The 11,734-nt window shown below is 74.0% G+C and carries 15 protein-coding genes; 5 read left to right on the plus strand and 10 right to left on the minus strand.

The genetic code is table 11. The annotated features are described in order from the left end of the window. Positions 1–3: 3 nt before the first annotated feature. Entirely contained in the window at positions 4–606 is a 603-nt protein-coding gene (locus GKC29_RS04780; protein WP_155329666.1) for a bacterial proteasome activator family protein, read from the plus strand. A 74-nt stretch (positions 607–680) separates the two neighbouring features. Here GKC29_RS04780 and GKC29_RS04785 read toward each other — a convergent pair whose 3' ends face one another. From GKC29_RS04785 to GKC29_RS04795, 3 genes are all read right to left on the minus strand, one after another. Continuing rightward, the gene (locus GKC29_RS04785; protein ID WP_155329667.1) at positions 681–1,493 is read right to left on the minus strand and encodes an HAD family hydrolase; all 813 of its coding nucleotides are present in this window, start codon (positions 1,491–1,493) and stop codon (positions 681–683) included. Continuing rightward, the gene (locus GKC29_RS04790) at positions 1,493–2,314 is read right to left on the minus strand and encodes an HAD family hydrolase (RefSeq protein ID WP_155329668.1); all 822 of its coding nucleotides are present in this window, start codon (positions 2,312–2,314) and stop codon (positions 1,493–1,495) included. The genes GKC29_RS04785 and GKC29_RS04790 overlap by 1 nt, the downstream gene beginning before the upstream one ends. 230 nt (positions 2,315–2,544) lie before the next feature. Beyond that, the gene (locus GKC29_RS04795) at positions 2,545–3,228 is read right to left on the minus strand and encodes a hypothetical protein (RefSeq protein WP_155329669.1); all 684 of its coding nucleotides are present in this window, start codon (positions 3,226–3,228) and stop codon (positions 2,545–2,547) included. Positions 3,229–3,438: 210 nt separating this feature from the next. Here GKC29_RS04795 and GKC29_RS04800 point away from each other — a divergent pair, with 210 nt between their 5' ends. The 3 genes from GKC29_RS04800 (at position 3,439) to GKC29_RS04810 (ending at position 5,226) form a co-directional block, all read left to right on the plus strand. Then, positions 3,439–3,870 (plus strand): OsmC family protein, encoded by a 432-nt coding sequence (locus GKC29_RS04800; protein ID WP_155329670.1) that lies wholly within the window; start codon positions 3,439–3,441, stop codon positions 3,868–3,870. A 176-nt stretch (positions 3,871–4,046) separates the two neighbouring features. Continuing rightward, the gene (locus GKC29_RS04805; protein WP_196255891.1) at positions 4,047–4,391 is read left to right on the plus strand and encodes a metallopeptidase family protein; all 345 of its coding nucleotides are present in this window, start codon (positions 4,047–4,049) and stop codon (positions 4,389–4,391) included. A 112-nt stretch (positions 4,392–4,503) separates the two neighbouring features. Then, positions 4,504–5,226: an AIM24 family protein gene (locus GKC29_RS04810; protein ID WP_155329671.1), complete on the plus strand. Its 723-nt coding sequence runs from the start codon at positions 4,504–4,506 to the stop codon at positions 5,224–5,226. A 49-nt stretch (positions 5,227–5,275) separates the two neighbouring features. Here the strand turns inward: GKC29_RS04810 and pheA are convergent, their stop codons facing one another. From pheA to GKC29_RS04835, 5 genes are all read right to left on the minus strand, one after another. Further along, positions 5,276–6,232 carry a prephenate dehydratase gene (pheA, locus tag GKC29_RS04815; protein WP_155329672.1) on the minus strand — a complete coding sequence of 319 codons (957 nt, stop codon included), beginning with the start codon at positions 6,230–6,232 and terminating at the stop codon, positions 5,276–5,278. Positions 6,233–6,241: 9 nt separating this feature from the next. Beyond that, entirely contained in the window at positions 6,242–6,847 is a 606-nt protein-coding gene (locus GKC29_RS04820; RefSeq protein ID WP_370463313.1) for a hypothetical protein, read from the minus strand. Positions 6,848–6,936: 89 nt separating this feature from the next. Continuing rightward, positions 6,937–7,332, minus strand: a complete 396-nt coding sequence (locus GKC29_RS04825) for an ACT domain-containing protein (RefSeq protein WP_155329674.1) — start codon at positions 7,330–7,332, stop codon at positions 6,937–6,939. A gap of 75 nt (positions 7,333–7,407) precedes the next feature. After that, positions 7,408–7,866 carry a hypothetical protein gene (locus GKC29_RS04830; protein WP_155329675.1) on the minus strand — a complete coding sequence of 153 codons (459 nt, stop codon included), beginning with the start codon at positions 7,864–7,866 and terminating at the stop codon, positions 7,408–7,410. A 176-nt stretch (positions 7,867–8,042) separates the two neighbouring features. Continuing rightward, positions 8,043–8,783 carry a hypothetical protein gene (locus GKC29_RS04835; RefSeq protein ID WP_155329676.1) on the minus strand — a complete coding sequence of 247 codons (741 nt, stop codon included), beginning with the start codon at positions 8,781–8,783 and terminating at the stop codon, positions 8,043–8,045. Positions 8,784–9,022: 239 nt separating this feature from the next. Between GKC29_RS04835 and GKC29_RS04840 the strand changes: the two genes are divergently transcribed. Next, positions 9,023–10,237, plus strand: coding sequence for an arginine deiminase (locus tag GKC29_RS04840; protein ID WP_230688920.1), 1,215 nt, complete (start codon positions 9,023–9,025; stop codon positions 10,235–10,237). A gap of 74 nt (positions 10,238–10,311) precedes the next feature. On the opposite strand, the gene GKC29_RS04845 is transcribed toward GKC29_RS04840, so the two are convergent. Together GKC29_RS04845 and GKC29_RS04850 are read right to left on the minus strand one after the other, a co-directional pair. Next, on the minus strand, positions 10,312–11,196 hold the full coding sequence (locus tag GKC29_RS04845) for a DUF5926 family protein (RefSeq protein ID WP_155329678.1): 885 nt from the start codon (positions 11,194–11,196) through the stop codon (positions 10,312–10,314). 59 nt (positions 11,197–11,255) lie between these two features. Next, the gene (locus tag GKC29_RS04850; RefSeq protein WP_230689151.1) at positions 11,256–11,681 is read right to left on the minus strand and encodes an ATP-binding protein; all 426 of its coding nucleotides are present in this window, start codon (positions 11,679–11,681) and stop codon (positions 11,256–11,258) included. Between the last annotated feature and the right edge of the window lie 53 nt (positions 11,682–11,734).

The raw sequence follows: 11,734 nt of genomic DNA on the forward strand, positions 1-11,734 counted from the left end.
AAGATGGACCCCATGACCGAAGCGCACTCCGTTGGACAGAACGACGAGCCGGATCAGGACGGCCCCGGTCGCTCCGGCACCGTGGTGGTGGTCGGGCCCGACGGCCGGCCGGTCGGCACGGTGCAGACCGACGAGGGGCCGGGAGAGGACCCGTCCCGCCTGGTCGAGCAGCCGGCCAAGGTGATGCGGATCGGCAGCATGATCAAACAGCTGCTGGAGGAGGTCAAGGCCGCGCCGCTGGACGACGCGAGCCGGCACCGCATGCGGGAGATCCACGAGCGGTCGATCGTCGAGCTCAAGGAAGGGCTCGCCCCCGAGCTGCGGGAGGAACTGGAGCGCATCTCGCTGCCCTTCACCGAGGAGAAGGCACCCAGCGAGGGCGAGCTGCGGATCGCGCACGCGCAGCTCGTCGGCTGGCTGGAGGGGCTCTTCCACGGCATCCAGGCGGCCCTGGTGGCCCAGCAGATGGCGGCCCGGGTCCAGCTGGAGCAGATGCGCTCCGGCCGGCCCGCGCTGCCCAGCGGGCCGGGCGGAATGGTCCCCGGGATGCCCGGCCTGGGCCAGCCGCAGGGCGGCGAGGGGCACGGCACCGGCCAGTACCTCTAGGGCTCGGTCCGTGAGGCACGTCGGCGCAGCCGGGCTCGGCCGGTGAACCGGTGACCGAGCGGCCGGCCGGCCGCTCAGTCCAGCCCGAAGACCTTCTCCAGGTACGCGGCGACACCGTCGGCGGTGTTCGCCGTTGTGACGTCGTCGGCGATCTCCAGGACCGAACGGTGCGCGTTGGCGACCGCGACTCCCCGACCGGCCCAGGTGAGCATCGGCACGTCGTTGGGCATGTCCCCGAAGGCCAGCACGTCGGCGGCGTCGATCCCGTGCCGCGAGCAGTACCAGGCCAGGCCGGCCGCCTTGGTCACGCCGGCCGCCGAGATCTCGACCAGCCCCGAGTACGACGAGTGCGTGGCCTCGGCCAGCCCGACCAGCGCCCGGGCGACCAGCGCGGCGAACGCGTCCGGGTCCTGCTCGCCGGCGCGGGCGAGCAGCTTCACCGCCGGGGCGGCGAGCAGCTCCTCCGGAGTCTCGACGGCTCGGATCGCCGCGTGGTCGGCGTCCCACCGCAGCGGGTAGTGCGTCTCGTGCCGCATCTCCCGGCTGTCGACGATCTCCACCGCGAAGGTCACCTCGGGCACCTCGGCGCGCAGCCGCCGGGCCACCTCGGCGAGGAGTTCCGGGGCGAGCGGGTCGGCCCGCAGCACCTCGTCCGCCACCGGGTCGTAGACCACCGCGCCGTTGGCGCAGATCGCCGCCAGCGGCTCGGCGAGCTGGTCGTACACCAGCTTGAGCCAGCGGATGGGACGGCCGGTGACCAGCACGACCGGCGTGCCGCGCGCGGAGATCCGGGCCAGGACGGCGGCGGTCTGCGGACTCAGCGTCCGGTCGTCGCGCAGCAGCGTCCCGTCGATGTCCGTGGCGACGAGGCGGGGTGGCTCTCCCATCAGCGGGAGAGTAGTCGATCGAGGTACACCGCCACCCCGTCGTCGTCGTTGCGCAGGGTCGTCTCGTCGGCCGCCGCGCGGACCGCGGGGTGGGCGTTGGCGACCGCCACCCGGGCCCAACCGGCCCAGGCGAACATCGGCAGGTCGTTGGGCTGGTCGCCGAAGACCAGCACCTCCGCCGGGTCGACGCCGAGCCGCTCCGCCACCACCGTGAGCCCGGTCGCCTTGTCGACCCTGGGCGGGCAGATCTCGACGAAGCCGAGCCCGGCCTGGGTGAGCGTGGCGACCTCCGGTGGGACGATCCGCCGCGCCACGTCGAGCAGTTCGTCGACGTGGTGGTCGGCGGTACGGGCGAACGCCTTGATCACGTCTGCGGAGAGGCACTCGGTGCGGGTGCGGGCCTCGAACCGGTCCTGGTACGGCCAGCTCGGGTGGTAGTCGCCCCAGAGCGGCGCGTCGTGCTCGTCCGACGCCTCCACCATCACGGTGAGCGGGCCGACCTCGGCCTCCAGGTCGGCCAGCAGGCCGGCCAGGACGGCGCCGGGGAGGCGCTCGTCGCGCAGCACGACCGGCCCGCCCGGATCGCTCTGGTCGACCACCCGCCCGCCGCCGGCCATCACCAGGAAGTCCGCGGCACGGATGTCGTTGCGGGTCAGCTCGGTGAGCCGGGGGCCGCGACCGGTCGCGCCGACCACCGGGATGCCGGCGGCCCGTACCCGGTCGAGCACCTCATGGGTGTACGCGGAGACGGTCTCGTCGCTGCGGACGAGCGTCCCGTCCAGATCGGTGGCGATCAGCTTGGGCAGGCCCGGGCGGGTCATCGTTCCTCCTTCGCCCGCCGCCGTCGCGGCCAGCCGTTCCGGTCGTGTGACCCGGCGTGACGGCGGGCAGCAACCGTACCTCGCGGAAGCGGTCGCAACCATGGCGATCAGACGAATCCGGTGCCAACGGGGAACGACTGACCTGTGGTGATCGCGTCGGGCTGCCGCCGACGGGTCGCAGGCTGCCCAGGGCACGTCGCGGACGGCCCGCCCGGCCCCCGCCGCCCGACTCAGCCCGGCGGTTCCGGGCGGGTGAACGGCATGGCGGGCCCGACGGTGAGGTCGGCCGGGGGCGGCAGGGCCTCACCGGGGTCGCCCCGCCGGGAGCGACGCCGCCGGGCCGGCGGGATCGACACACCGCTCTCCGTCTCGGCGGCGGGCGCGGCGGCGGACGGGGTGGGCAGGAGCGCCGCCCCCAGCAACGCACAGGCGAGGAACGCGGCGACCAGCCCGCGTCCGTACTCGATGGCGAATCCGTCCTGGCCGCCGTAGTAGATGGCCCGCAGGTCGGCGTCGCCGATCGTGATGGCCGCGGCGGTCAGCACGGCGAGCAGCGCCCCGGCCAGCACCAGGCCGGCGATGCGGGCGTTCGGGCGGGCCGCCTCGGTGCCCCGCAACGCGAGCGCGACCGCCACCACCAGCGCGAGCAGACCGGCCAGGTACGCGCCGCCGAACCCGCCGACGTTGGAGACCCCCTCGGGGAGGCGGAGCCCACCGCCGTCGGGCCCGGCGTTGGGCATGGTCAGCATCACCCACTCCCCGATCAGCGAGGCGAGACCGGCGGCCGCCCCGAGGCCGGCGAGGAACTGCCCGGCCCGGCCGGGTGGCCGCGGATCGGACCCACCCCACTCCACGACGGCGGGGCCGTCGTCGGACCGGTCTTCCTGCCGGGGGATGGGGAGGTCCTGGGACATCGGGGGACATCCTTCCGCGCTGACGCCCGTTCCGTCGGTGCCGGCCCGAAGGCGGACCGGACCGGCCCCGAGGGGATTCGAGAGGCCGCACGGTTTCCCGACCGCCTCCGAGCGGAATCATGACACAGCCAGCGTCCGGCGGGCGGTAGCGCGAGTGGCGGGTGCGCGGGTCGGTCGCCCCGGCGTCCGCTTTCGACTAGCGTCGGGTGCATGCCTATCCGTACCGCTTCCGCACGTTGGCAGGGCAACCTCACCGAGGGGTCCGGCACCCTCCGCACCGGCAAGGGCGGCCTGGAGGGGAACTACTCCTTCAAGTCGCGCTTCGAGGAGGGCGAGGGCACCAACCCGGAGGAGCTGATCGGCGCCGCGCACGCCAGCTGCTTCTCGATGGCCCTCTCCAAGCAGCTCGCCGACGCCGGCGCGACCGGCACCTCGGTGGAGACCAGCGCCAAGGTGCACTTCGACAAGACCGACGCGGGCATGACCGTCACCCGGATCGACCTGGAGACGGTCGGTCAGGCGCCCGGCATGGACGAGGCGCAGTTCGCCAAGCTCGCCGAGGCCGCCAAGGAGAACTGCCCGATCTCGCGCCTGCTCTCGCCGGGCGCCCAGATCACCCTGAACGCCCGCCTCACCTCCTGACATCCGGGCGCCCGCAACGCCCGGGCTCCCCGGGCCGCCCGGCTCGCCGCACTTTCACGGAAGGAGTGACCATCCGGGGACGGATGGGCCTCCTCCCGTGGAGGTGGGCGGAACCGTTCCGGGGAACGCCGGGGATCTTGCGGGTGCCGATCGGTGGGCAGAATGGGGGTGTGGCGGTGGAGATGAGCCGGGAGCGGTTCGAGGAACTGGTCGGCGAAGCCCTCGACGAGGTCCCGGAGGAACTGCTCGCCCTGATGAGCAACGTGGTCATCCTGGTGGAGGACGACCCGCCCCCGGGTGAGAACCTGCTCGGCCTCTACGAGGGGCACGCCCTGACCGAGCGGGGCTGGGACTACTCGGGCGTGCTGCCGGACCGCATCCTCATCTACCGCAACCCGATCCTGCGTATCTGCGACAGCGAGCACGACGTGGTGGACGAGGTCGCGATCACCGTGGTCCACGAGATCGCCCACCACTTCGGCATCGACGACCACCGCCTGCACGAGTTGGGGTGGGGCTAGGCCCCGGCGGCTGTCGGGACAGCCTCCGGGCCTCCGGTCAGCCGATGGCCGCCCGTTGCGCTGCTGACCTACCGTCGGGGCCAAGGCACCGCGAACTGTAGGAGGCACGTCCATGCGCAGCGAACTCTTCTCCTCGGAGAACCTGGAGAAGGAGTCCGCCCAGCCGGGTATGCGGCTGCAGAACTCCAAGATGCTCAAGATCGAACTCAACGGTGAGGCGATGGCCCGGGTCGGCTCGATGGTGGCCTACCAGGGGAACGTGCAGTTCCAGGCACTCGGCTCGGGCGGGCTCGGCAAGTTCCTCAAGCAGAAGCTCACCGGCGAGGGCGTCCCGCTGATGAAGGTCACCGGTCAGGGTGACGTCTTCCTGGCGGACTTCGCCAAGGACGTGCACATCATCGAGCTGGAGCCGGGCGACGCCCTCTCGATCAACGGTTCGAGCGTGCTCGCCTTCGACGCCACCCTTCAGTACGACATCCGCATGGTCGGCGGCGCCGGCATGGCGTCGTCGTCGGGCCTGTTCAACTGCGTCTTCTCCGGTCACGGCCGGATCGCCATCACGACCAAGGGCACTCCCGTCGTCCTCAACGTCGACGCCCCCACCTACGTCGACCCGCAGGCGGCGGTCTGCTGGTCCGCCAACCTCCAGACCGGCTACCACCGCGCCGAGCAGCTCGGCCTGGGCACGCTGCTCGGCCGGCGCACCGGTGAGGCGTTCACCATGAGCTTCGCCGGGCAGGGCTTCGTGGTCGTCCAGCCCTCCGAGGAGCCGCCGGTCATGGGCAGCGGCGCGCAGGAGCAGCAGGGCGGCCTCCTCGGCGGCCTGCTGAGCTGACGCGTGTCCGGGGCGCGCCGCGAGCGCGGTGCGCCCCGGGTGCAGGCGGTCAGGTCAGGTCGCCCCTGCGCAGCCGGGCCAGCCAGGCGGCGGCGTCGGCGTAGTCGGCGTCGGAGAGGCCCGCCGGCGCGGGGACCGGCCGCTCGCCCGCCGCGGCGGTCCAGCGGTGCCGGGGGTACGACCCGAGGAAGCGGACGTCGGCGCACACCCGGCGCAGCCCCTGCAACGCCTCGCCGAGCCGTACGTCGGCCACGTGCCCGGTGCAGTCGAGGAAGAAGACGTACCGGCCGAGCGCCTCACCGGTCGGGCGGGACTCGATCCGCGTCAGGTTGACTCCCCGGACGGCCAGCTCCATCAGCACGGACAGCAGTGCGCCCACCCGGTCGTGGGCGATGTAGACGGCCAGCGAGGTCACGTCGTCCCCGGTCGGCGGCGGGGGCGGGCCCGGCCGGGACACCAGCGCGAACCGGGTCACGGCGTCCGGGTGGTCGGCGATCTTGTCGGCCAGCACCTCGAGCCGGTGCCGGGTGGCGCCGATCGGGGCGCAGATCGCCGCGTCGTACTCGCCGGCCGCGGCGCCGGCCGCCGCCGCGCCGTTGGAGAGGACGTCCACCACCACGGCGTCCGGCAGGTGCGCGCGCAGCCAGTTCCGACACTGGGTGGACGCCTGCGGGTGGGCGGCGACGCTGCGTACCGCCGGCAGCGAGGTGCCGGGGCGGGCGCCGAGCACGAACTCCACCGGCAGGATCACCTCGCGGGTGATCACCAGCGGATCCCCCTCGGCGAGCTCGTCGAGGGTCACGCCGACCGCGCCGCCGATCGAGTTCTCCAGCGGCACCAGCGCCGCGTCCGCGTCCCCGGCCCGTACGCCCTCCAGCGCCTCACCGACACTGCGGGCGGGCGTACGGTTGGCCCGCTCGGCGGCGGGGATGGTACGCAGCGCCTGCTCGGCGAAGGTGCCCTCGGGCCCGAGGTAGACGAAGCGGGTCGGCGGTGTTCCCGGCATGGCGACAGCCTACGCACCGAAGCCGGGGACCGTGCCGGCGTCGCAGGCCAGGGTGCGGATGCCGACCGGGGCGGCGACCCGCACCTCCACGGTGCACACGTCGGTCCCGGCGGTGACCAGGCGTGGTGCGCCGCCCGGGCCGCGGGTGACCACTTGGAGCGGCTCGTAGCCCGCCACGTCGAGGACGGTGTAGTGCCACTCGTCGGCGCAGAGCGGCCCGGTCTTCACCTGGACACGGGCGTTGCCGGGCAGCACGTCGCGCCCGCGTACCAGGTCGGTGACCCGCTGACCGGACGGGCCGGCGGGGCAGGCGACGGCGACCAGGCCCGAGGAGGGTGTCGTCGTGGTGCCCGGCAGTCCGGGGAGCCCGGTCACCGGCGGGCTCGGGACCGCCGTGGCCGTGCCGGTCGGACCCGGCGTGGCGGTCCGGGCCGCCCGGGTGGGTGAGGGCTGCCGCAGTTCGGGCGGGGCGCCGCAGCCGGCCGTCAGCAGCACGGCCAGGAGGGCGACCACGGCGCGGGGACGGGCGGTGGCACGGCGGGGCGGGGTGGGCGGCACGGACCGATCCTCAGGACATCGACGCTGACCGTTGTGGTGGGGGGCGAGCGTGCCCATCGTAGGAGCATCCGGCGGCCGGGTGAAGCCGGGACCGTCCCGGCGTCACAGCCCGGCCGCGCCGCGCCGGTGCCCGCCGTGACGCCGCGTCACGATCTGGTGAGCACGCGGTGCCCGGCCCGGTCCAGGGCCGTGACGGCCTCGTCGAGGCGTACCGCGGGGACCAGCAGGTAGTCGGTGTCGTAGGTGGAGAACGCGACCACGCTGACCCGGGCCTCCGCCAGCGGGTCGACCAGCGCGGCCAGGGTGCCGGAGACGGCCAGGTCGAGCGGACCCGCCACCCGCAGGCAGCGCCAGGCGGTCTCCACGACGGCCTGCTCGGGCGCCCGGTCGGCTGGGCAGATCACCGAGACCCCGTCGGCGGTCCAGCTCACCGTGACGACAGCGCCGTCGCTCAGACCGCCGGCCAGGGCGGGCGGCAGGGCGGAGCCGGCCGCGAGGCGGCAGACGGCGTACTCACCCGGCAGCAGAGCGATATCCAGCATGAGGGCACCTTACGGCCTCGGCGAGCGCGTACCCCACCTTCGCCGCGTGCGGCGAACGCCACATGCCGCCGCAGGTCAGACCTCGGAGAAGAAGGTGAGCGAGCCGGCGACCACCCCGTCGGTGAGGACCGGGGTGGAGATCGCGTCGACGGTGGCGTCGGGCGCGTCCGGTGACGCCCCCTGGACCCGGAGCAGCCCGCGGGCCAGGCGGCCCGAGGTGAGGGCGAGCAGCGGCGGAATCTTGTCGATCTCCGGCTCGGTCAGCTCGCCCCGGTTGGCGGTGAAGTCGAGCAGGCGCAGACCACCGTCGAGCAACGGCCGCCCGATCACGTCCTGCGGAGCGCCCAGGCAGAGCAGCTCGCACCCGGACGCGGAGACGGCGATCACCCGGGTGTCGGCGTCGATCAGCAGGCACGGCTCGTCCGCCCGGCAGACCGTCGAGGACCACTGCCCAACGTTGTCGGACCCCTGCTCTGTCGATGTCCCTGCCGCCGGCACGAACACTTCCGAGAGCGAAAGTTCGACGTGGGCCACCGAGCCTCCTATGTACACCGACGGTCTGTCCACGCTAGCTGGTCCGGGAGCCGGCCGCTGACCGCGTCGGGGTCACCGGGCCGCCGGGTGCTGGTCCACGCCCTGACCGGGCGGCCGGCGACGGCGCGACCGGCGGGTGCCGTCCGGACCCGGGTCGCGTGGCGTCGCGGCTGACGTTACCGCCGGCCGACCGGCTTGTCAGCGGCCGTTCGGCCCTCCTCGTACCACCGGTAGTCGGCGGCCGGCCGGTAGGTGCCGTTGAGCCAGGTGGCCGGATGCTGAGCGACCCGCGAAAGCTTCTCCGCGGTGGCCGGGCTGATCCGGTTGCCGGCGGCGACGAGCAGCCGGTCCAGCTCCCGGTGGGTCGCCATCAGGCAGTCCTTCGGAAGGCCGTAGACGCTGATGACGCCGGAGCCGACGAAGGTCAGCACCGGCGTCACCGGGATCGGCAGGCCCACCGCATCGGAGAGGGCCTTGCTCGCCCGCTTGGCGTCGCGACGGGCCTCGGCCACGTACGGCGGGCGCTTGCCGTTGATCTGCACGACGTCGCCGGCCACCAGCACGCGGGCCCGGCCATGGTCGGCGATGGTGACCGCGTAAAGGCCGCTCGGCCCGATGGCGAGGAAGCCGGCGCGGTCGTCACCCGCCTGGTCCCGCAGCAGGTCCGTCGCGTCGGTGCGGGGCCACTCGATGACGTGCCAGGCGGGGCCGAGGTGGTCGAGCTGGCCCAGCGCCCGCGCGCCGGCCGCCTCCAGCCGCCGGGCCCCGCGCTCCGCCCGCAGGCGGCGGGCCCACTCCAACGGGGACGGACGGGCCGGGCTGAGAACGCCCTGGGGTTCCGTCCGGGGGTGCGGCACCGCGACGGGCGGCAGTGCCCGGGGCGACGGTACGGCTCGTCGAGCGGGGAAGACAGTCATCGCGACCTCCGGCAAAAGGTCCCTCGAAGTTATGTCCTCACTACCCTACGTTGTCAGTCCCCCCGGTCGGCAAGTTGGAGCGCCGGAGTGACTGTGGATGAATGCCGTATTCACGCACAGTTCTTTTGCCGGATGCCGCCAAACCCCTCCCACGACCGGTGCCGGGGACGTCGGCACCGGCCCCCCGGTCCGAGTCGCTGCGACGGACGGCGGGACGCCGACCCAGGCCCTACGCTTCGATGGTGACCCACTACGTGGACAGCGAGGTCGGTCGGCTGGGCACGGTCATGCTGCACCGGCCGGGGCCCGAACTCGCCCGGCTCACCCCCCGCAACAACGACTCCCTCCTCTTCGACGCCATCCCCTGGGTGGGCCGCGCGCAGGAGGAGCACGACGCGTTCGCCGCCGCGCTGCGCGAGCGGGGGGTCGAGGTGCTCTACCTCGCCGACCTGCTGGCGGAGACGCTCGCCGTCGCCGACGCGCGCGCCGAGCTGACCGACCTGGTGCTGCGCTCCCCCCGGCTCGGCGACTCGCTGCGCGCCCGGGTCGCCGACCACCTCGCGTACCTCGACCCGGCGGCGCTGGCCGACGTGTTCATCGCCGGCCTGGCGCACGAGGAACTGCGGATCAGCCGGGACCGCCCCGGCGGCCTCGTCTACACCCTGATGGACCGGCACGACTTCGTCATCGACCCGCTGCCGAACCTGCTCTTCACCCGGGACTCGTCGGTCTGGATCGGTGACCGGGTCGCGGTCACCAGCCTGGCCATGACGGCCCGCAGGCGGGAGACCACGCTGACCGACGCGATCTACCGGCACCATCCCCGCTTCGCCGGCAGCGAGTTCGTGTACCACCCGGAGCTGGAGCACCTGGAGGGCGGCGACGTGCTCCTGCTCGCCCCCGGCGTGCTGGCGGTCGGCGTGGGTGAGCGCACCACACCGGCGGGCGCGGAGCGTCTCGCGCGCCAGGTCTTCGCCGCCCGGCTGGCGCACACCATCCTGGTCGTGCCGATCGCGCAGGAGCGCGCCACGATGCACCTCGACACCGTCTGCACGATGGTCGACGTCGACGCCGTGCTGATGTACCCGAACATCGCCAGCACGCTGTCCGCGTACACCGTCGTCGCCGGCGCCGACGGCGAGGACCCGCGGGTGGACGGCCCGGCGCCGTTCCTGCGGGCCGCCGCCGACGCTATGGACCTGGCCCAGCTCCGGGTCATCGACACAGGTCTCGACCCGGTCACCGCCGAGCGCGAGCAGTGGGACGACGGCAACAACACCCTCGCCCTCGCGCCGCGGCTCTGCGTCGGCTACGAGCGCAACACGGAGACCAACGCCCAGCTGGAACGGGCCGGCATCGAGGTCATCCCGATCGCCGGCTCCGAGCTGGGCTCCGGCCGCGGTGGCCCCCGGTGCATGTCCTGCCCACTCGTCCGCGACCCGCTGCGCGGGTAAGGAAGGGCCCCTTATTAACGCCTCCGGTAGAGGAAGGGCCCCTTCTTAACGGCCCCGCAGGGCGGCAGCCGGCCTCAGCGGAGGGTGAGCTGGCGGCCGAGCAGGCCGTGGCGGGCGCGCCGGGCCGCGGCGTCCAAGGGGGTAGGCTCCGCCAGAGCCTCGGCGTAGCGCTTGGCGAAGTCCGCCACCGGCTGTTCCCACTCGCCGGCCGGGGTGTCCTCGGGCAGGTCCCACACCGGTACCAGGCGACCGTGCGCCCGGAACATGCCGGCGAACTTCGTCTGCTCGCCGAGCGTCAGGGCGCCGGCCGCGCTGAGTCGCGCCAGCGCGTCCAGCGCGGCGTCCTCGTCGTCGGGCAGCACCCACCGCACGTGCGCCTTCTCCGGCACCTGGCACCAGTACGCGGCCCGCGCCGCGGTCAGCCGGACGGTGGGGTAGATGGCGGCGTTGGCCCGCTCCAGCGACGCCTGCACGGTCGGGTCGTCCGCCGCACCCGGGTCGAGCCAGAACCCGAAGCCGTCGTGCAGGGTGATCTCCAGCGGCCCGTCGACCAGCAGGTCCTGGAGCCGGGGGCCGGGGCCGGGCAGCGGCGGCACGGTGACCTGGCCACCGGGCTCGGTACGCAGTGCGCAGAGCAGCGCCTCGGCCAGGTCCCGCGAGACGTCGCCGGACTGCTGGTGCCGCTGGAGACCGATGAAGACCCGCCCGTCCGGCTTGGTCATCGCCGGTGCCGCCATCGGCAGCACGGTGGCCAGCAGGACCTCGCGGTCGCCGTACTCCTCGACGAGGTCCGGCGTGAGCCGCAGCGGCGCGGAGGCGGCCGGCACCAGCTCGCGCAGCGCGATCCACTCCGGCTCGTCGGCCAGCCCCGCGAAGGGGCGGGGCACGAAGACGTCCCGTACCTTCTCGCGCTTACCGGTGGTGTCCGCGGCCCGCTGGCTCTTTCGACGCTTGCTCACGGATCGACAGCCTAGAGGCCGGCGCGGGCCGGCGTGGGGAGGACCCGCATCAGCGGCGGTCAGAGCCCCGGCCCGGCGACCACCAGGTCGGGCCGGACGGACCCGGCCGGCTCGAACTCCGCCCAGACGGTCTGGCCGAGCCCGTCCCGGTCGACGCCCCAGCGGCTCGACAGGCCCGACACGATGTGCAGGCCCCGGCCGTCGATCGCGTCCGGGTCGGCTGTTCGCATCCGCGGCCCGGCGGTCGCACCGCCGTCGGTCACCCGCAGGTGGACGCGGGGGCCGGCGGGCGTGTCGCGGAGTCGCCAGGCCACCCGGATCACCCCGCCCGGAAGCGGGTCGGCGTGGCGTACGGCGTTGCCCACCAGCTCCGCGAGGACCGCCACGAGGTCCGCGAGCAGGGTCCGGCTCACGACCTCGGTCAGCTCGTCGGCGAGCCGGTGCCGCGCCTGCCGCGCACCCGTCGCGTGGTGGGGCACCACCACGCACCACGCCCGTTCGGCACCTTGCGTCGACACCGTCGCCCCTCCACACCCCC

It is taken from the genome of Micromonospora sp. WMMC415 (genome assembly GCF_009707425.1).
Lineage (GTDB): Bacteria > Actinomycetota > Actinomycetes > Mycobacteriales > Micromonosporaceae > Micromonospora.

Excerpts from the sequence above, each read along its gene's own strand:
- GKC29_RS04780 (WP_155329666.1), top strand. The coding sequence starts at position 4 with ATGGACCCCATGACCGAAGCGCACTCCGTTGGACAGAACGACGAGCCG.
- GKC29_RS04785 (WP_155329667.1), bottom strand. The coding sequence starts at position 1,493 with ATGGGAGAGCCACCCCGCCTCGTCGCCACGGACATCGACGGGACGCTG.
- GKC29_RS04790 (WP_155329668.1), bottom strand. The coding sequence starts at position 2,314 with ATGACCCGCCCGGGCCTGCCCAAGCTGATCGCCACCGATCTGGACGGG.
- GKC29_RS04795 (WP_155329669.1), bottom strand. The coding sequence starts at position 3,228 with ATGTCCCAGGACCTCCCCATCCCCCGGCAGGAAGACCGGTCCGACGAC.
- GKC29_RS04800 (WP_155329670.1), top strand. The coding sequence starts at position 3,439 with ATGCCTATCCGTACCGCTTCCGCACGTTGGCAGGGCAACCTCACCGAG.
- GKC29_RS04810 (WP_155329671.1), top strand. The coding sequence starts at position 4,504 with ATGCGCAGCGAACTCTTCTCCTCGGAGAACCTGGAGAAGGAGTCCGCC.
- pheA (WP_155329672.1), bottom strand. The coding sequence starts at position 6,232 with ATGCCGGGAACACCGCCGACCCGCTTCGTCTACCTCGGGCCCGAGGGC.
- GKC29_RS04820 (WP_370463313.1), bottom strand. The coding sequence starts at position 6,847 with ATGGGCACGCTCGCCCCCCACCACAACGGTCAGCGTCGATGTCCTGAG.
- GKC29_RS04825 (WP_155329674.1), bottom strand. The coding sequence starts at position 7,332 with ATGCTGGATATCGCTCTGCTGCCGGGTGAGTACGCCGTCTGCCGCCTC.
- GKC29_RS04835 (WP_155329676.1), bottom strand. The coding sequence starts at position 8,783 with ATGACTGTCTTCCCCGCTCGACGAGCCGTACCGTCGCCCCGGGCACTG.
- GKC29_RS04840 (WP_230688920.1), top strand. The coding sequence starts at position 9,023 with ATGGTGACCCACTACGTGGACAGCGAGGTCGGTCGGCTGGGCACGGTC.